Raw genomic sequence first — 20032 nt, forward strand, 5'->3', positions numbered from 1 at the left:
ATAAGGGAAACTTAAAGGCCTTGAAAGTTACAACGCGTCAACCATTGATAATTACAGTAGTTTTTTACTTGATTTTGCTATTTTCAAATCTCGCAATCGCCTCTGATTTCAAGGGGATTGATGCAGACATCAAAGAAATTTTAGTTGATAAAAAAAGAATTTACCGAAAGGCCATCGTTAAGACCGAAGAAAACAAACAAAGTTTAGATTACCAAATATATGGAATTCATCCAAATAAATGTAAAGTCGCGTTAAGGAAATTGTCGCGCTACGAAAAATTCAATGAATATATCGACCTAGTAAAACTATCAGGTTACTCAGAAAAGAAGAAAGAAATTTATCTCTATCTCGATCACACTTTGATGCCATTTCCCATGTCTCTAAATTTTAGAATCCCACGCATCACTAAACCTGGAACTTATCCGTTCACATTTGATAAGGGATTTTTAAAAGGACTAAAAGGTGAAATAAATGTTCGACAACTTTCAGACGGAAAGTGCCTCTTCTTTTCTAAGAGTTACTGGAAGGGAGAGAAATCTTCTATCCCAGACACACTCTTTGAAATGTTTTCTGAAACACTGGGAGAGCTTGCGATGGAAAAGCTATTTCGTGTATCTCGCCGACTTTAGTTCTTCGATAAAAATTTTCTCTCTTATTTGCCAGAAACGCTGCTTCTTACGAGCAATCACAAATTTCGGTTCTCTAAAGTATTTGCGATCTTTCAAAATTTTATCGAGATCATCAATATAGTACTTAAGCTCTGGGGTTTTTAAGTGTTTTTTTACAAAGGCGTGATAGAAGGCCATCTGTTGCGACTTATTATTTAATTGAAAGTATTCCTTGAGAGACTCTCCATTTACATCAAAGTAACTCACCTCAAGCGAGCGCCCCTTCTTACCTTGATATTCGCTAAAGATCATCTCCTCGACGCGCATAATGTGAGCATCTTTAAGCTGCATGGCCTCTTTTAATTTCTTATCAGCATCTCGTAGCTCATGCTCACAATGAGCACAAACGTGTGCACTAATATCGTTACTTTGACCGCAATTATCACAATTTTTAAAGCGAAAGAGAAAACCACATTCCTCGACACTCATATCACTTTCATCAATATGAATCCCTTGGCACTTTCGGCCGTAGTGTTCAGTGATTCCACCCTCGCTATCAACCTTTCCCCAGAAGATATTGGCATGGCCACAATCAGGACACATCACTTGTACCTCTTGAGTTTCACCATGAGGTCGAACCTCACCGACTTCCGGCTTAAATATATCGTGATCAAGTCCAGTGTAGTCGAGAATCAAACAGTCTTCTTTTCCTTCATAAAGCCTAAGTCCTCGGCCAACAATTTGTTGATAAAGACTAATGGACTCAGTGGGGCGAAGGATAGCGATCAAGTCCACATGAGGAGCATCAAAACCTGTTGTTAGAACAGAGACATTTACTAAGAATTTAATTTTTTGATTCTTAAAATCTTCGATTATTTGATCGCGAATTTTTTGATCAGTTTCACCTGTTACAATTGCACTCTCCCCTTCAGGAAGAAGACTCAAGACTTCATTGGCATGCTTTACAGTTGATGTAAAAAGCATGACTCCATTTCGCTCTTTTGCCTCTTGGACGATATGCTTTACAATCCCTGGTGTAACGCGTGCACTATCATTTAAAATCTTTTCAATCTCTTCAGTTAAAAACTTTCCAGAATTCTCATTTACTTCAAGTTTTGAAAAGTCATAACAAGCAACAGGAGAATCTATCTTAATGGGCCTCGTTAGATGGCCATTCTTAATCATATAGCTTAGTGGTAGCTCATAGATACAGTGCTTAAAAAAGCGCTCTTCTTTTGTTCTTAGAATTTCATGGTAATGGTAATTATAAATCCACCCCATTCCCAGACGATATGGCGTGGCCGTAAGGCCAAGAAAGAAAACCTTTTGGTTCATTTCTTTGAGCTTATCAAATACTTGCTGATATTGAGACTCTTCTTCTAGAGAAATTCTGTGACATTCGTCGATGATAATAAGAGAAAAGTCTTTGAAGAAGTCCTCGGGTGCACGTGCAATCGATTGAATAGAACCAAAAATAACTTTATCGTCCTTATCTTTTCGATTCATGGAAGCTGAGAATATCCCGGCCTTTAGGTCATAGGACTCATACTTTGCATGGTTTTGTTCGACTAGCTCTTTTACATGGGCCATCACAAGAACTCGACCTCGAGCAATGCGTGCAAGCTCAGCAATTACTAAACTTTTTCCAGCACCTGTTGGGAGAACAATAAGAGAAGGATCACCACATTTTCTAAAGTGAGACACAACCTTGTCTACAGCTTCAACTTGATAATCCCTGAGTTTAAACTTCATCTCTAAAGACTAGCAAAAGAGAGCTAATCAATGAAGAAAAATAAGCTAATAAATACAGATAGTTGCTGTGCTATCACCCTAAAAATTTGGCACTTAAATCAAAAATAAAAAACATTTACACACTACTTTCACGCATTTAATACAACAAATAAAACTGACAATAAATTTCAGTTACCATGTATCAACTAACTTAACGAAGGACGTAGGATGACAAGTAAGTTTGATATTTATGAAAAAGTTAAAAATTATCCATGGGAGAATGAGTGTTTTGTAGCAGAGTATCTGGCACAGACATACTTTTACGTATCCCATTCAGAGAAGTTACTCTGTTTAGCAATGGCACGACTTGATGATGACAAAATATTTCGTCGTTTTAAAGAACATTTAAATGAAGAAAGTGCTCACGATAAATTGGCCATAAGAGATCTACAAAGATTTGGGTCTAATATTGAAAGTCATCAGGAGCACTCTTTAACGAAAGCATTTTATCAAGGCCAATACTATCAAATTGAGTATAAGCACCCTCTTGCTTTAATGGGCTATATATTTTTCTTGGAAGACTTAGTTGCAAAAGCTGGCCCATACGTCCACGAGAAAATAAGTGCTTCAAGTGGTAAGATTTCTAGTTTTATTAAACTACATTACGAGGAAGATGAAGATCATGTTGAAGAAGCGAGAAAATTAATCGAATCCCTACCTAAAAATATACAAAACTTTATTGCTGAAAACAGAAGATACTCACAGGAGATATTCTTCAATATCCTAGATGCAATTGAAGCAAATATCGAAAAACAAGATAAAACTGCAGCATAAGTAGGAGTAAAAATGAAGAGTATCGATATAAATGACTTAGAACTTATTATCCTATCACCAAAAAATACTGATTTGAATGACCCTCTCTATTGTTACTATGAGCAATTTTATAATGAGTGGAAGCATACGTGGACTAGTGCATATAAGAAGCTAGGACTTAGGGAGGGAGATATTGAGCTTTATTCAGATGAGCTCTACAAACAAGATGAGCTAGTAGCAATTTACTACAAGGGAGAATTTGTTGGAGGAGGGGCCAATACAGTATTTAACCTTGAAAGTAATATCGATCAAAACTCATCATATTTTAAAAATTGGAATGATCTTATCAAAAAACAAGTACTGAATAAGATTGAAGGAAATCATATTCTAGCATGCGGTAACTTTACCATTACTTCAAAATTTAATACCAAGAGTGATGAATTCCCATGGAAGGCATTAGTACTTGTCACACTAATGGAGAGATCATTAATGCAAAATAATGGGCCAATCATTTCCTGTACAAATTCCAATAAGAAGGTATCCCAAGCAAGTATATCAGTTGGAGCAAAAGTATTAGTGGAAAACCAGCTATTTAAATTTTCAAATGGAGCTCAAGACTACGTTGATATTCTCTCAACAGATGCAAGCATAATGAGTAAACTTCGCTATGCACATCCTCTTTTTAAAATAACAGAGCAATTATTTAAAAAATTCAAATCAAATAGTGATCTGGAATTAAACTTGAATTCAATTTATGAGGAGCTTAATGCAGTAGCGTAGAGTGTACTATTTGATCATCAGACTTTAGACCATTAATTAATTGAGATGCGACTGTTGGTATTTTGATATCAATAGTCGTTCCTTTATTCTTTCGTGACGTGAATTCAATTTCACCTTTGACACGGTCAACGACGAAACAAACAATTCCAAGCCCCATACCAGTACCCATTTCGTGATTAGTCCCAGTACTAGAAGTAACTTTACTATAAGTTTTGACCTCATTTACAATGTGCTCAGGGATCCCCTTCCCCGAATCAATGACTTGTATATGCATCATATCCATACACACATCTATACTTAAATGAACCTGAGCGCCTTGTGGCGAAAACTTTAGTGCATTTGAGAGTAAGTTACCGAGAATTGTTTTAATTAAAACTTCTTCGCTTATAGGAATATTAATGTCATCACTCTCATTCTTTATTGATTTTACGAGCTGAATTCCTTTTAATCGATAGAGATCCAAGAAGTTATTTTCAATTCGCGAAAGAATATTAATCATACTAACTTTATGACTGATACCCTTATCACTTTGATACTGTTTTCTTATCTCCGTTTTAAACCTTATTAACTCATTTAATCTTTCATTGGCCTTTTCAACGAAAGAGATATCATCTCTTTTAATTGCTCGACTTAAGCTAAAGGACAAATAATTCAAATCATTAGATGTATCGTGAATCAAAGTTTTATAAAGAGTATTGGTAAGCTTCAACTCATCTTTTAACTCAGCATCAAGAATAACTTTCTTATCTAGAATCATCAGAAAAAAGCAGTACATGATTAAGATATAGTTTAAGACGGCAGAACTCCATCCCCATAGCTCAGTCCCAGGAACAAAGCGAAATACAGAAAATGAAATAAAATTCAATGCACCAAGTGACATAACAAAGACATAGAAGAAATTTGTAAGTGAGCTTTTTCTTTTTAGAATATAGTATATCGCTGCAAAGCCAGGTGAATATGCACTCAAGACCAAAGGAAGACTAAAAGCTGTAAAGTTTTGTGTCCAAAAAGAAAGAGCGAAACTAATGCTGATCCCAGTTAAGTGCAAAAGACCAAAGTAGCGAAGGCTTAATCTCTTTTGTCCTGCTAATATATAATTACTTAAGAAAAATATTGGAAAGAACTGAAGGCAGAAAGAGCCAGCGGCCAAATGAGGTGTCACACCGACAGTGAAATTAATAAAGTACGCCAAAATGACTGTGACCAGAAATTTCTTAAAATCAAGATAGTCTTGATATCGATCAACGGCAGATACGAGAAATACACTCGCAGTACATAGTACTAGGAAGCCTAATAAAATGGCGTATAAAATTATAATTGAATCCACGAGTGTTCAGTACCATAAACAAACAGAAACAAATATACTTTATTAAGACAGTGAATCTTTTTCAGCCTATAAATATCTGATTTTACAGGCTTCCTAAGGGGTGGTTAATTTAATTTAAGAATAATTATCATTTAAACACATTATTTATTTATATCAACTTTTTTAAGTAACGGCCTAAGTGTAATTCTCATACCTCAGGCCTAATTTTTAAGTTACTAAGCTATCTTTTCGATCTCTGTGTGCTCATTTAGTTTTCTCTCTTGGCCATAGTATTTTGGTGGCTTTTTAAAGTGTAGAAAAAGACTTGTAAGTAGGTAAGTCTTTAAAAATTCCAGATATCCAGATTTTGAAACTTGTACTAAATCTTCTTCATTTTCATAGTCAATGATACTATGGCAAAAATTTTGATATTCAATATTATTTGCTCGACTCATCTGAAACATATTCGTTTTAAATCCCATCTTCTTACATGGAGACTTAAGAACAAAGCGATAAGGGTCAATACTGCACTCTTTTGGGTCCTGAAACCACTTCTTAATGTAAAACTCTTCGAGGAGTTTTACAACGTTGATATAGTCCTTTGGAGGCTTCTTAATTTGACTCTTTGGAGATGGCCAAACTTTGTGACTTATTTTATCGAATGCTTCAATTGCAGCAGGTGTAGCAGATATATTTGTCGTATAAAAACTCTTATGTTTTTTGAAATATTCTAACTTATTGAAACATGCCAACATGGCCATTGCATCATTACCTGTATATGAATTTGCAACCATAATTCCAACATGAAGAATATTAACAGCACCATCTTCAATTATATAATTCATCAAAAAAGAAATATCCTTACCACGTGTATGAACAACTGAAACAATAATATGACTCAGAAAGCTTTTAATTTCATCCATATCCTCTAATTGAAGATATCTAATATTTACTTTTTTCTTAGAAGTATTATTAATTTCTACAATTGAACGGTACAAGCGCTTTAAGTTAAAATCATCTAAGTGAAGACCTGGCCTAAAATATGTTCTAAAGGAGTAACTCCCCCATTTAATCTCGTTCATAAATGCTCCCTAGGCAGCTTTCTTTACTTGTTTTCCTTTCTTACTCTTTGTCCCCGCTTTCATTAGCTGAAACTCATATTGGTCAAAGAACACACCTAAGTGGTCAGTGTGGGGAAGTCCACAGATAACTTTATAGGCTTCATTTGCCATTAATACACCAGAGAGCCAAACAACAGGCGTAAAGCTTGGTCTAGTAGCTTCTTTAGTTACAATTTTATCAACGAGATCCTTAGATATATATTTATAGGGAGAAAAGTGACTAAAGGTAAAATCGACCTCTTCCCTAACGGCTTGGTTACACAAGTCAGGAGTTAAGTCTTCAATAGCAACGTCTCTAGTACATAAATTAAGATAATCTTCCCAGTGGGGAGAATCAGGAGTCATTACAAATACCGACGCAAACGGAGTAATCCAGGCATCAACAATTGTAATATTTTTTCGACGGGCAGCTCTCTCCAAAATCAGTGAATAAAACATTTCGTCCATACCATTGATAACAATATCAACATCATCTAGAAGTGCTTCAATATTATCTTTTGTAACACCTTCGTTAAATGATTCAATTTTAAGATCAGGATTTATACTCCTGAACTCCTCTTCTAAAACATCGACTTTGTATCGATCATAGTTCTTTGCATTACAGTGAATTTGGCGATTTGAATTGTGCGCTTCATAACGATCAAAGTCCGCTATTTTAATTTTTCCGATTCCCATACGAACAAGAACTTCACTAGCGACACCTCCCATACCGCCAACACCACAAACTAAAACTGATGCTCCTTGCAACTTATCTTGATCTTCTTGAGTAATTAATCCAATATTTCTTGAAAACATCTCTACCCTCCAGTTAACGTGAGAGTATAAATTAAAATATTTTTTTTGGAGAATTTGGGGAGTTACAACCGGGCCTTTTCAAGACCTCAGCAAAAATACTTGGCACACTCTAGTAATACTTGATACTTACGAGGAAAAATTAAGACTTAGAACTTTGACTATCGAGGTAGAGTACATTGTTAAAATCAGTTTCTTCTTGAGAAATATTCTTCAATAACTCAATTGAGGTTCCATTACCTAGGCTCGAAGAAATATTGACTTTGAATCCAAGTGCATTAGCAGTATCCATGATGATACTCATTCCATGACCTGATCCCTTCTCACCATTAGTTCCTTTTGTAGAACCAATTAGACCAACATTCTTTTTAATTAACTTAAGCTTCTCTTCTGGGATACCAACACCAAAGTCAACGATTCGTAAGCATAGATTCTCATCACACACAGATGCCGAGAAAACGATACTATCATTCATGTGTGAGAACTTAATCGCGTTATACATAATATTAGAGATTAAATTATTTTGGAGTGCGATTTTATTTGTATAGATAGTTAAGTTTTGATCAATTTTAAAATCATGAATAATACGAACACCTTTTTGAATTGCAATATCGTCATATTCAGTTACTGCCTCAATTAAAAGGTCGTATAAATTAATTTCTTCAAGTTCAAAAAGTTCACCATCAATATGAGTTGTAACAATTGAATTTTGAATGATTCCTTTAACAGAGTTTGAAAATTGATTAATCTTATTAACCGCTTGTTCATACTCTCCATTTTCAATTCTTTTCTTAGCGACTTCAAGACTAAGAAGCTTATTGGCAACATCATGATGAAGTGTACGATTACTCAGATTTAACTCTGTATTTAGTAACTCTAAGCTTTTTCGATACTCTTCAAGCTCTAAATTCTGCTTTTCTAGAAGATTTGAATATTCCACATTCTTCAAAATAACTTCGTGAAGTTTTTTCTTTGTGAAGAAGAAATTATATAAGAGATTTGGGATACTAACTTTTGCAAAGGCTGCATTTCTTACAGAAAACACCACTCTATCTTCAACAATCAAATATTTCACTTTCGAGTATGTACGACAGCCGATGAAATTTACAGGAATCGTTTTAAAAAGTTCAACATACATATTGATGAACTCATGAAAGATATGTGCAGGGTCTGAAAATTCAAAAATAATTTGAAATGAATCTGAGCTTAACTTCTTTGTATCAATCTTGATATTTGTATAAAGCATTTTGAAAGATAATTTCAAAAAGAATTCATAAAGTAAGCTATAACTAATGAAGTAAGTAACGATGTCAAAAAATGGTTTAATAACCCTATTTGAAACACCAGTATTACTGATAATCTCGGTGTAGTTTGGATACTTCTCAGAAAAGAAGATAGTAATGTCTTTAAACTCTTGCCACGTGATGCGTGACTTTACATCTAAGAGATTTTTATCTTTAACAGGAAGTTCAGATATAAAGTCTTCAACGGAATCCCCCATTGAACTTACACCATCGAAATATGCGACTAATGCCTTATTACTTACTTCCAATTAAATACACCTTACCAAACAATAAATACTGATTATCACTATAAGATTTAAAATGGCAACTTAAGTTATTTCTTTAACTTTACACCACAATATATATTGTAACCTTTGGCCAAGATTCTTAATAGCGATGCAGAACTTGCCGACAATCCAAACAAAAATAAAAGTATTTCTATTTAGAAAAGACCAGGTTCAGATATCCTCAAAGCACTTTTGTAACAAATTACCATACTGTCTTCTTGCAACCTCTAACAGATCTTGGGATGAAGAAGGTGCATGGTAATTTTCAACAAAGTGGTGATAGACTTCATTTCGAAAAGATTCTGGAAAATTCTTACCTTTGATATTGATATCCTTCCCCTTCACAAAGATAGTATTTGGAGTAAATTCCTTTGCAAAATTTGGAATATTTAATGTGTCTTTAAATTGAATATCACCATCAGGAAAAAGGCGTTTCTTTATTCGCTTTAATCCCCTTCGTCCAAAACAGGTATTTTTGTAACTATTAATCCCATGTGCAAGATAGAGATCTTGAAGCTTACTTTTAATTCCTAAAATTAAATCAGAGGCCGTATAGCCAAAGAATTCATGGGCAGCGATATGAGCATTAACACCAGGAATATTTTGCGAGAACCAGCGTTGAGTATTTTTTAGAGCGATGTCTGAACGTGTGCGACTCCCCTTTATTAGAACGTCAAAGTCTGCATGCATCAACTCATGAAAGATCGTTGAAGCAAGGATTGAAAATTGATACTCCTGCCCTTTAAGAAAGTCTGATAAACTTACAATTCGACGACCACGCCAATTCTTTTCCCGTAGAACGATGGTGTTTGTCTTATCATTATATGTTGCTTCCGCCCCACTCTTATTCATGAGCCATTTTTCAAAGACATTAGGCTTCCTAACTCTAACTTTTTGTACCACATCATCCAAACGCGATAATTTTAGACCTAACTCATCTTCTAATGAATTTGAAAATTCGGATATTGTCACAGGCGAAGAAGCCAAGACGTAAGTTGAGAGTAATAATATAAGTATCGATTTCATATCCATAATTAGACCTAATAAACCTTCATAAGACTAGTTTTGTAAGAAAAAGATAAGATTCTTTATATGTGTGATATGACGTTATTACCGCGACTATCACGTTTGTTATTCAACGATTCAGATAGTTGAGTTGAGAAAGGAATTTTAACGATTACCTTAGTCCCACTTTTCATGCTCATGAAGTTAATTTCACCGTCAATTCGTTTGATGATGTAGCAGAGTATGCTAAGGCCCATTCCACTCCCCAATTCGTTACTAGTACCACTACTCGACCTCACCTTTGAGAAATTCGTTACTGATGAAATAATATCGTCAGGGATACCGCCACCTGAATCAATAACACTAAAGTACACATGAGTTTTATCGTGAATCATTGAGAGATAGACTTTTGAACGTGGCTCAGAGAACTTCAAGGCATTAGAAACAAGATTACCTAGTATCGAGTTAACTAAACTCTCCTTACTAATTGGTAGCGATGCCTCGATTCTTTGATGAGGATAAGTGACAACCAATTGAACTCGCTTCTTGTTAAAGTCGTCTTGGTAGTGAGAGACAACAGACTTCAGTATAGTCGTAAGCTCCACATCATATGAAAGGTTTTCCTTATTAAATTGCTTACGAATCTCTGCTTTAAATTTAATGAGCTCACTTAGTCGATCATAGGCCAACTTAACATAGGTCAAGTTCTCATCTTTTAACGCCCTTGAAAGACTCAATGACAAAAAATTTAAGTCATTTGAAGTATCATGAATAACGGCCTTATAAATTGCATTAATTAGTTTGAGCTCTTCTTGTAACTTGTAATCCCCATCAACCTTCTTCTCTAAGACCTTAACAAGAAGCCCTAACATAATTGCAATATAAGTGATCACACCCGCACTCCAACCCCAAATCCCAGAGCCTTTAATTGTAAAAGTAAATGGATAAGAAAATGTGACCATTGCTGCGATTGCAAAAATAGTAAAATAGAAGAAATTTACAACATACTTTATTCGCTTACCAAAGTAGGCCAATGCATAGATGCCAGGAGTGAAACTTCCGACGGCCACGGCAAAAGAATAATATTCAAAATTAAACCCAGCTAAATACAATGAAAGACCAGCAATTCCACTCAAAACAAAAAGACTCATCAACTCAACTCGATACTGATTTAAGCGATTATTTAGAAAGAAATTACATATCAAATAAAGTGGAATGAATTTTAGGCCAAAGAATATGACGTCGAGTTCCCCCCATTGAACAAAATAAAAACGTGTAGCATAGAGGAAGAAATTAAGTATTAACGCTATCTTAAATTGCTGGTAGTCACTTTCTTTATCCACCATTGCAACAACATAAGTACTGACAACACACAGAAGTAGAAATGATAAGAGTACGATATAAAGGGTTGTCATATTATCCATACATCAAAACTAACATAGTGGAATACATGAACAATTGAAGAAAGGATAACTTAGCTTAACTTAAATTTTCTTCATATGTGACATACCGTCCGTCCTGGACATGCGTCCGCTCTCGGCTCCTGCCTCCGCGGACATACCGTCCATCCTGGACATAAAAGCCAAAGATTGAGGCAATCAACCGGGATAAACCTCAGAACATCCTGCGGTAAAAGTGCCCCAAAGGGCAGTTTTGAAGCAGAGATGGATGTGATTCAAGAAAGCTAGCCGCAGGCGCGGCTTTCGGTTTAAGACACAGAAGGAGCTGGTCCCTTTGCGCTTGAGACAACAAAGCCAGCTTAAAAGCTGGCTTGTTGAAGTTTAATTTCATTTCAGGCGATGGGCGCCCTAACTGCGTCATATCTTCGCTTTGCGAAGATGCCGCAGTTAACCCCCGAAATCGTCGAGCATGATATCGTCTCTCTCAACCCCTAGGTCAAGAAGCATATCGATAACACACTTGTTCATGATAGGAGGACCACATAGGTAGTACTCACAATCTTCTGGAGCTGGGTGCTTAGCAAGATACTCATCGTGAAGTACTTGGTGAATGAACCCAGTGTAACCTGTCCAATTATCTTCCGGTAGTGCATCTGAAAGTGCAACGTGCCATGTGAAGTTATCATTTTCAGACTGTAGTCCGTCGAAGTCTTCAACATAGAACATTTCTCTAACTGAACGAGCACCGTACCAGAAAGTCATCTTACGTTTAGAGTGAAGTCTCTTAAGTTGGTCGAAGATGTGTGAACGCATTGGCGCCATACCAGCTCCACCACCAACAAATACCATTTCTTTATCTGTTTCACGTGCAAAGAATTCACCGAATGGACCAGAGATCGTAACTTTATCACCTGGCTTACAGCTAAAGATATAAGAAGACATTTTCCCTGGAGGAGTTCCTTTTGGAGCTCTTGGAGGAGGAGAAGCAATACGCACGTTAAGCATAATGATTCCCTTCTCTTCAGGGTAGTTTGCCATTGAGTAAGCTCTGATTGTTTCTTCGTTTACTGTAGAGTTGTATTGCCAAAGATTGAAATGATCCCAGTCTCCTCTATACTCTTCTTCAATATCGAAGTCTTTATAATCGATTGAAAGTCCAGCAGGTCTTTCAATTTGAATATAACCACCAGCTCTAAATGGAACTGACTCACCTTCAGGTAGCTCAAGAACAAATTCTTTAATGAAAGTAGCAACGTTGTGGTTAGATCTAACCGTACATTCCCATTTCTTTACACCAAAGACAGACTCTTCAACTTCAACTTCCATATCAGTTTTAATACCAACCTGACATGCAAGTCTTAAGCCTTCACGAGCTTCTTTCTTTGAGATATGTGACATTTCAGTTTCTAGGATTTCACCGCCACCAGAGTGTACGTGAACTAGACACTGACCACATGTTCCCCCACCACCACAGGCAGAAGATACGAATAATTTTTGATCAGCAAGAGCATTTAGTAGCTTTCCACCAGCTGGGATGTGAACCACTTTCTCACCGTTAATTGTTAGCTTAACGTCACCACTTGATACTAGCTTTGATTTAGCAAAAAGAATTACTAAAACTAGTGCTAGAACCACAACGGTAAACATTAAAACACCAAGAATAATTGCATTCATAATATTTCCTTTTTATTACTTACCGTTACTAAAGTTGGATTCCTGAAAAACTTAGGAAACCAAGTGCCATTAGACCTACAGTGATAAAAGTAATACCAAGACCTTTTAGGCCATCTGGTACATCACTGTACTTCATTTTTTCTCTAATACCTGCAAGAGCTGCAATCGCCAGGGCCCAACCAAAACCAGAACCTAGACCGAAAACAACAGACTCTCCAAAAGTATAATCTCTTTCAACCATAAATAGTGAACCACCCATGATGGCACAGTTTACAGTGATTAGAGGAAGGAAAATCCCAAGAGCGTTATAAAGAGCTGGCATATACTTATCTAGGAACATCTCTAGGATTTGTACCATCGCCGCGATAACACCGATGTAACAAATTAGACCTAGGAATGAAAGATCTGTACCTGGAATACCTGCCCACACAAGAGCGTTCTCTTTTAGTAAGTAGTTATAAAGTAGGTTGTTGATAGGGATTGTAATTGTTTGTACAACAACAACCGCAACACCAAGACCTAGAGAAGTCTTAACCTTTTTTGAAACCGCTAGGAATGTACACATACCTAGGAAGAATGCTAAGGCCAAGTTCTCAATGAATACTGCTTTAATAAATAAACTTAAATAATGTTCTAACATATTTCACCTACCCTTACATTTCTTCTACTTGATCTTTCTTCCAAGTACGTAGTCCCCAGATGAAAAAACCAATTAAGAAGAATGCAGATGGTGCAAGAAGTGCCATACCATTAGTTTGGTACCAACCACCTTCTCCAGTTGTTGCTAAAATAGACATTCCAAAAAGTTTTCCTGATCCAAGAAGCTCTCTGAAAAATCCAACAAATACTAGTACAAGTGAATAACCGATTCCGTTACCAATACCATCAAAGAATGACATGATTGGAGGGTTCTTCATCGCATATGCTTCAGCACGTCCCATAACGATACAGTTTGTAATGATTAGACCAATATAAACTGACATCGATTTTGCAACGTCATAAACGTAAGCTTTTAAAACTTGATCTGTCACGATTACAAGTGAAGCAATAATTGTCATCATAACGATGATACGAATTGCACTTGGAACGTGGTTTCTAATTAAAGAAACGAATAAGTTAGAAAATGCACATACAACAGTTACGGCAAGACACATAACTGCTACCGATTCCATTTTTGTTGTAACCGCTAGAGCAGAACAAATACCAAGGATTTGAAGTGCAATTGGGTTATTTTCAAATAATGGAGAAACTACTGTTTCTTTAAAGTTCATTATTCACCCCCACCTTGTGTGAATTTATCAATGAAAGGTCCAAATGCATCGTCACCCATCCAATAGCGAACAGTTCCTGTTACACCATTTGCAGTAAGAGTTGCACCTGAAAGTCCATCAATATCAAAGCTGCTTGCTTTGCTAGCTTCGCCTTTAATTACTTGAATTTGTGGTTTACCTGCATCACCAAAGATTTTCTTCCCTGGCCATACCGATCTCCAGTGTGGGTTATCAATTTCACCACCTAGACCTGGAGTTTCTCCGTGAGAATAGAAACCAATACCTTTAACAGTATTAAGATCTGTCTCAAGAACTAAGAAACCATACATTGTTGACCAAAGACCTTTACCGTGGATTGGGAAAACAACAGACTTGATTTCTTCACCAGCTTTAACAAAGTAAACTTTAGAATACTTTGCACGGAACTTGATCTTCCCTTTGTCTTCAGACGCAGGAATTGCATAGTTCATTTTTGAATCTTTAGCAGCTTTTACAGCATCGAATTTTGTCACATCAATATCAGTAACATAGTCACCAGTTTTAAGATCAACTAGTTTTTCTTCGATTTGCTTATATGCTTCTAAGATTTCTTTCTTTTGAGCTGTAGCTTTTACAAGACCAGCAGTCATCAGAAGATTTTTCTTAACATCTAAAACTTTATTCTCATCTTGAAGTGGCTTCAGTGAAACCGCTGACCAAGATACGACAACTGAACAAACAACACATAGGATTGTTGCTACGATCAGAGTTTTTGCAGTACTATCATTACTCATCACTGCCCCCTTAAACCGTTTTGTATCCATTTGCACGTTTCTTGATATTTCCTTGAATTACAAAGTAGTCAATTAAAGGTGCAAAACAGTTTCCGAAAAGGATTGCAAGCATAGTACCTTCTGGGAAAGCTGGGTTAATAACACGAACAAGGATAACCATGAAACCGATTAAAGCACCATAGAACCAGTGTCCTTTGTGTGTCATAGAAGCTGATACTGGATCAGTTGCCATAAACACTGTACCGAAAGCAAAACCACCAATAACTAAGTGCCAAAGTGGAGTTACTGAGAACATCATATTTGTATCAGAACCGATAGCATTTAAGATTCCAGAAGTAACAACTGCTCCAAGAACCATTGAAAGCATAATTCTCCAAGAACCGATACCTGAGATGATTAGAACCGCTGCTCCGATTAAACAAGCAAGAGCTGAAGTCTCCCCCATTGAACCTGGCATAAATCCTAAGAATGCATCTTGCATTGAAGTCGTGATTGCTCCAACACCACCAAGTGCCGCTTGAGAAAGAGCTGTTGCACCAGTGAAACCGTCTACTGCTGTCCAAACTGCATCCCCTGAAATTTGTGCAGGGTAAGCAAAGAAAAGGAAAGCACGAGCAGTAAGAGCAGGGTTAAGGAAGTTTTTCCCTGTACCACCGAAAACCTCTTTACCAATAAGAACACCGAAAGAGATCCCTACAGCTACTTGCCATAGAGGAATTGTCGGAGGAAGAGTTAGTGGGAAAAGCATCCCAGTAACAAGGAAACCTTCATTAATTTCGTGACCACGTACGATCGCGAAAAGAGCTTCCCAGAAACCACCAGCAATTTGTGTTACTAGAAAGATTGGGAAGAAATAAAGGAACCCGTGTAGAAGGTTTGCTACAAGGCTATCTGGAGAGAAGCCTGCACCAAGTGCTAAGATGATATCAGCACGCCAACCTTCAGGAGTCATACCAGCTGCTGCTAAAGCAGAGTTGGCCTGAAAACCAGTATTGTACATTGCCATAAACATTGCTGGAATAAGAGCAATAGCAACTGTGATCATTAATCTTTTTAAGTCAAGTGCATCTCTAACATGAACTGAACCTCTCGCTACTCCACCTGGAGTATAAAGGAAAGTATCGATCATTTCATAAACAGCATAAAACTTTTCGAACTTCCCGCCTTTGGCGAAATTATCATGTTGAGAATCTAGAAGTTTGCGCAACATTGTAATTATCCTTCTTTCTCAATAGTAGTTAAACTTTCTCTTAGAGCTGGACCGAAATCAACTTTACCAGGACTTACGAAAGTACAAAGCGCTAAATCTTCTTCATCTAGCTCTAGACAACCTAGTTCGATTGCATAGTCATCATCTTTCGTTACAAGTGCTCTTAAAAGTTGAGTTGGTAGCATATCAAGAGGCATTACTTTTTCGTATGACCCAACTGGAACCATAGCTCTATCAGAACCGTGAGTAGCAGTTGTGAAATCAAAAATCTGCCCTGGCTTTAACCAGTGTAGGAAAGTACGCTTAACAGAGAATTTATTAAGACCTGGCTTGTGCCATCCTAAGAACTCTCTTTCACGTCCTTCAGTAAGTAGAGAAATTTGGTTATGGAAACGTCCTAGGTAAGAAAAAGTTCCAACCATTGCACGTCCACTGAAAACAGAACCAGAAACAACTCTCACCTCACCTTGTCCAACTTTACCAGAAGTAACTTCACCTAAGTGAGCACCTGGGACAGTTTTAACAAGTGTTGGGTTTACAGATGCTGGACCTGCAATTGAGATAATTCTTTCTGTTGATAGTTCACCAGTTGCAAATAATTTACCAATAGCAATTACGTCTTGGTAGTTGATTGACCATACAGTCTTATTTGCACTTACAGGATCAATAAAGTGAATGTGAGTTCCTGCGTTTCCTGCTGGGTGAACACCTGCGAATTCTTTTGTTTCAACTTTAGTCGTTGAAGGCGTTGGAATATTTGCACCAGCTGCCTTACAAACGAAAGTTCTTCCGTCAGTCAGCTTTGAGATTACCTCAACACCGTTTACGAAATCTTCGCTTGCTTCAGCAATTACTACTGCTGGATCAGCTGCAAGTGGATTTGTATCCATTGCTGTTACGAAAATCGAATGTGGCTCAGAAGCTAAAGCTGGTGCTTTAGAAAATGGCCTTGTCCTGAAAGTAGGCCATAGACCTGATTCAACTAGAAGTGCTTGAACATCTTCTTTTGCTAAATCTTTTACTCCCGTCCCTTTGTAGTTTTCAAATGTAACTTGCTCGTTACCTGAAACTTCAATTACTAAAGTTTCAAACGCTCTTCTTGCACCACGGTTAATTTCAATAACCTTTCCGCTGATAGGTGCTGTATAAAGAACACCCTCAACTTTCTTACAAGAAAATAACGCCTGACCTTTTTTAACTTCGTCACCTACTTGAACAAGCATAGTTGGCTTCATTCCAACATAGTCTGGCCCAGTAAGCGCGACTTTAGTCACTTGAGGTCCTACCTCAATTTTTTGTGATGGCTTCCCACTGATAGGAAGATCCAATCCTCTCTTAATGTGAATCATAGCGACAAATCCCGTTATCTTGGTTTGTTAACAATAAAATATTTATGAAATTATTAGTTTTTTAACAGAAATACATAAAGTTGTAACCCTAATTTTAACTAATCACGTACTCGATTAAGAGACCATAACGCGTTAAAACAAAGGCTGTTTAGTCGACAATTATCGACCACAACATTTCTTGAATTTCTTACCTGAGCCGCAAGTACATGGGTCATTGCGTCCAACCTTGGCGCCATCTCTCTTTACCTGCGCTACGATTGGCTCACCGTCAACAAAGAACCAGTCTCCATCAACTTTAACAAATTCAGAACGTTCATAATGCACATGGTCTTGTCCGCCTAGGCCAAAAGTTGCCTTAAACTCAACCATTCCCCAGTCGTCCCTCTCTGTCCCCTCTGCAGTGTCAACGATCTCAAGACCCTTCCACTCAGATTGCGATGACCACGCCTTGATTTCATTTACATCCATATCCTCTCTATGATCTGGGTGTGTTGAATCAACGATGAAATCAATATTGCCGATTGTATAAGCAAAGTAACGTGCACTCATAAGTTGAGCTGCAGTTTGGGCCTTGGCCTCACCCTTAACAATTGCTTCACATGTCTTTGTATCAAGACCAGAATTACTCATAATAAACTCCATTTAATATCGATATAATAAGTCGGTAAAATTTGTGTTTGTTTCATCAAAATATACCTTGCTTTCTAGTAGTCGACTAGAAATAAATGTAAAATGCTCTCTTAGCATTTTCTGGTATTTTGTACGACTTCTGCGAATGGCATATTCGTCTTTAAACTCAAGATCTTCAATCTGACGATCCAACTCTTTATCTGTTGGAACTGTTAGATAAAAATACTTTAATTTGGAAGCTAGAATTGGCAAACAGTACTCTAGCTCTTCATCTGTGAGGTATTGAAAAACGCTTGTGCAAACACCAAGATCAAATGACTTCTTAGTGTTTTCATTCTTTCGACACCAACTAACAATATCTGTTTTTTCTAACTTAAATTTCGTTGATTCGATCTTATTGATTTCGCGATCTTTAACAATTTTGTAAGCGTGCTCACTTGGCTCAATACCATGGGCCTTATAGGGCTTAAATTCCTCTAAAAGTGCCTCAAATAAGTGACCAAGGCCAAAACCTAAGTCAATGATTGAGCTGATATCAATATACTCTAAACCAAATAAATTTTTAATATAGCCAACGTGTTGTTCCACATTACCTATTCCATCCATTTGATCAGCTTCCTCGTAATTGACGTCCCAATAGTCTTTTGAGAAACCTTGTGATCCTTTTTCTTTCATGTTGATTTAACCTTTAATGTCTTTCCGATTAAGTATGCATTCGAAATAAATCGGTAGATACCCACCGAGAAAATTGCCCCCCAAAGGAGCAAGAAGGATTGATTCAAATAGCTTAAGTAGGCCAGAGGAAGAAAGCATGTAAAGAAGGCGATCACCATATGGCGTCCTAAGAAATCGAAACGATTGATACCAAAGACAAGGCCATCGTAGACATAGGCAATCGACACCGGAATCTGGGCAATAGCAAGGAAGTAAATAATCCCCTTTATCGTTTCATGAATGCTTTCATCATAAGTAAAAAGTGAGATCAGAGGACCGTTAGCAAAGGTGAAGATCAAACAAAAGATAATCCCGATAGCTCCCCCCATAACAAGAAGTTTATGGAAGATATCTTTTAACTGATCATGGCCTTCATTTTTAAAGAGTGTTCCACCAATAATATTGCCAGACGTGGCCACGCCATCTGTAAAGAAGGAAGCAAATAGCCAAAGATTTAATATAATTTGATGGGCCGCAAGAGCTTTTAAAGAAATGGAGCTTGCTACTTTTGTGGCCAAGAAAAAACTTAGCGTCAAGAAGGCCGAACGCATGAAAACATTGATCGAACTTTTTCCCATATGAAAAGCATCGGCCAGAATAATTTTTTGCGATAAGAAAAGATGGCGAACCTTTTCATGTGTAAGTATGTAGTAGAGACTAATAAAGAAGCCAATTGCATTAGCAATAATTGTTGCGGCTGCAACACTTGAAAGCCCCATATTAAGTTGATAGAGCCCCAGGTAAGACAAAATAATATTTACCGAAGTGGCCACACCAATAATACCTAGGACAATATTAACCTTTGCCATTCCTCTAAGAACAGATAAGGCCGACATGAATAATAAAATAAAAACATGTCCATATAGTCTCGTTAAGAAATACTCATCACATAAAGAGTAAAGTTCTTTCGTTACGCTTAAGAAGTCATAAACAAAGTGACGTGCTGGAACAAAAATCAAAACCAGCAAGAGTCCAATGGAGAAAGCAATTAAAAATGTTACCTTAATAAGTGAGACAACATTTTCATACTCCCCCTTGGCAAGCTTTTGCGAGATCGCTTGAATAGGCGCATGTACTAAGAAATTAAACATCCAAGTGATGGATGACATAATAGAAACGCCGATGGCCATAGCGGCCAGCATATTCGTATCAAAATTTCCAACAAGAGCAGTATCGACGATTGAACTTAGTGGCTCGAGCATCGATGCGAGGATGGAAGGAATAGAAAGGGCCCAAAGGCCCTTATATGTTAACCAATTACGGTCCAAAATTTCTTCTTTAAAAT

19 protein-coding genes are annotated in these 20032 nt (G+C 37.0%); 3 read left to right on the plus strand and 16 right to left on the minus strand.

The annotated features are described in order from the left end of the window. Positions 1 to 68 precede the first annotated feature (68 nt). Entirely contained in the window at positions 69 to 629 is a 561-nt protein-coding gene (locus tag ABMA78_RS01450; RefSeq protein WP_392856335.1) for a hypothetical protein, read from the plus strand. Here ABMA78_RS01450 and ABMA78_RS01455 read toward each other — a convergent pair. Next, entirely contained in the window at positions 603 to 2360 is a 1758-nt protein-coding gene (locus ABMA78_RS01455; protein ID WP_392856336.1) for a DEAD/DEAH box helicase family protein, read from the minus strand. The genes ABMA78_RS01450 and ABMA78_RS01455 overlap by 27 nt on opposite strands. 207 nt (positions 2361 to 2567) lie before the next feature. Here ABMA78_RS01455 and ABMA78_RS01460 point away from each other — a divergent pair, with 207 nt between their 5' ends. Then, positions 2568 to 3173, plus strand: a complete 606-nt coding sequence (locus ABMA78_RS01460) for an iron-containing redox enzyme family protein (protein ID WP_392856338.1) — start codon at positions 2568 to 2570, stop codon at positions 3171 to 3173. 12 nt (positions 3174 to 3185) lie between these two features. Continuing rightward, a complete protein-coding gene (locus ABMA78_RS01465) occupies positions 3186 to 3932 on the plus strand; it encodes a hypothetical protein (RefSeq protein WP_392856340.1) in 747 nt (248 codons plus the stop codon). On the opposite strand, the gene ABMA78_RS01470 is transcribed toward ABMA78_RS01465, so the two are convergent. The 15 genes from ABMA78_RS01470 to ABMA78_RS01540 all read right to left on the minus strand — a co-directional run bounded on the left by ABMA78_RS01470 (position 3916) and on the right by ABMA78_RS01540 (position 20015). Further along, complete coding sequence (locus ABMA78_RS01470) at positions 3916 to 5259, minus strand: sensor histidine kinase (protein ID WP_392856341.1); 1344 nt, start codon at positions 5257 to 5259, stop codon at positions 3916 to 3918. The two genes, ABMA78_RS01465 and ABMA78_RS01470, sit on opposite strands and share 17 nt — an antisense overlap. A 215-nt stretch (positions 5260 to 5474) precedes the next feature. After that, on the minus strand, positions 5475 to 6320 hold the full coding sequence (locus ABMA78_RS01475; RefSeq protein ID WP_392856343.1) for a hypothetical protein: 846 nt from the start codon (positions 6318 to 6320) through the stop codon (positions 5475 to 5477). A gap of 9 nt (positions 6321 to 6329) precedes the next feature. After that, on the minus strand, positions 6330 to 7154 hold the full coding sequence (locus ABMA78_RS01480) for a ThiF family adenylyltransferase (RefSeq protein WP_392856346.1): 825 nt from the start codon (positions 7152 to 7154) through the stop codon (positions 6330 to 6332). Between the two features lie 139 nt (positions 7155 to 7293). Next, a complete protein-coding gene (locus ABMA78_RS01485; RefSeq protein ID WP_392856347.1) occupies positions 7294 to 8703 on the minus strand; it encodes a sensor histidine kinase in 1410 nt (469 codons plus the stop codon). A gap of 189 nt (positions 8704 to 8892) precedes the next feature. Beyond that, the gene (locus ABMA78_RS01490) at positions 8893 to 9573 is read right to left on the minus strand and encodes a hypothetical protein (RefSeq protein ID WP_392856348.1); all 681 of its coding nucleotides are present in this window, start codon (positions 9571 to 9573) and stop codon (positions 8893 to 8895) included. Between the two features lie 236 nt (positions 9574 to 9809). Then, positions 9810 to 11150 (minus strand): sensor histidine kinase, encoded by a 1341-nt coding sequence (locus ABMA78_RS01495; RefSeq protein WP_392856350.1) that lies wholly within the window; start codon positions 11148 to 11150, stop codon positions 9810 to 9812. A gap of 423 nt (positions 11151 to 11573) precedes the next feature. Then, positions 11574 to 12800, minus strand: a complete 1227-nt coding sequence (nqrF, locus tag ABMA78_RS01500) for an NADH:ubiquinone reductase (Na(+)-transporting) subunit F (protein WP_392856352.1) — start codon at positions 12798 to 12800, stop codon at positions 11574 to 11576. A 28-nt stretch (positions 12801 to 12828) separates the two neighbouring features. Beyond that, on the minus strand, positions 12829 to 13440 hold the full coding sequence (nqrE, locus tag ABMA78_RS01505) for an NADH:ubiquinone reductase (Na(+)-transporting) subunit E (protein ID WP_021267064.1): 612 nt from the start codon (positions 13438 to 13440) through the stop codon (positions 12829 to 12831). Positions 13441 to 13453: 13 nt separating this feature from the next. Further along, the gene (locus tag ABMA78_RS01510; protein WP_392856353.1) at positions 13454 to 14071 is read right to left on the minus strand and encodes an NADH:ubiquinone reductase (Na(+)-transporting) subunit D; all 618 of its coding nucleotides are present in this window, start codon (positions 14069 to 14071) and stop codon (positions 13454 to 13456) included. Then, positions 14071 to 14844 (minus strand): Na(+)-translocating NADH-quinone reductase subunit C, encoded by a 774-nt coding sequence (locus tag ABMA78_RS01515; RefSeq protein WP_392856354.1) that lies wholly within the window; start codon positions 14842 to 14844, stop codon positions 14071 to 14073. Before ABMA78_RS01515 ends, ABMA78_RS01510 begins: the two co-directional genes overlap by 1 nt. 10 nt (positions 14845 to 14854) lie before the next feature. After that, positions 14855 to 16060 carry an NADH:ubiquinone reductase (Na(+)-transporting) subunit B gene (locus tag ABMA78_RS01520; RefSeq protein WP_392858007.1) on the minus strand — a complete coding sequence of 402 codons (1206 nt, stop codon included), beginning with the start codon at positions 16058 to 16060 and terminating at the stop codon, positions 14855 to 14857. Continuing rightward, positions 16060 to 17403, minus strand: a complete 1344-nt coding sequence (locus ABMA78_RS01525) for a Na(+)-translocating NADH-quinone reductase subunit A (protein WP_392856356.1) — start codon at positions 17401 to 17403, stop codon at positions 16060 to 16062. Before ABMA78_RS01525 ends, ABMA78_RS01520 begins: the two co-directional genes overlap by 1 nt. Before the next feature lie 159 nt (positions 17404 to 17562). After that, positions 17563 to 18033, minus strand: a complete 471-nt coding sequence (locus ABMA78_RS01530; protein WP_392856359.1) for a YchJ family protein — start codon at positions 18031 to 18033, stop codon at positions 17563 to 17565. Between the two features lie 12 nt (positions 18034 to 18045). Beyond that, positions 18046 to 18708: a class I SAM-dependent methyltransferase gene (locus ABMA78_RS01535; protein ID WP_392856361.1), complete on the minus strand. Its 663-nt coding sequence runs from the start codon at positions 18706 to 18708 to the stop codon at positions 18046 to 18048. Next, complete coding sequence (locus tag ABMA78_RS01540; RefSeq protein WP_392856363.1) at positions 18705 to 20015, minus strand: MATE family efflux transporter; 1311 nt, start codon at positions 20013 to 20015, stop codon at positions 18705 to 18707. The genes ABMA78_RS01535 and ABMA78_RS01540 overlap by 4 nt, the downstream gene beginning before the upstream one ends. Positions 20016 to 20032: the final 17 nt, after the last annotated feature.

The sequence above is a fragment of the Halobacteriovorax sp. RZ-2 genome (assembly GCF_043196685.1).
Taxonomy (GTDB): domain Bacteria; phylum Bdellovibrionota; class Bacteriovoracia; order Bacteriovoracales; family Bacteriovoracaceae; genus Halobacteriovorax_A.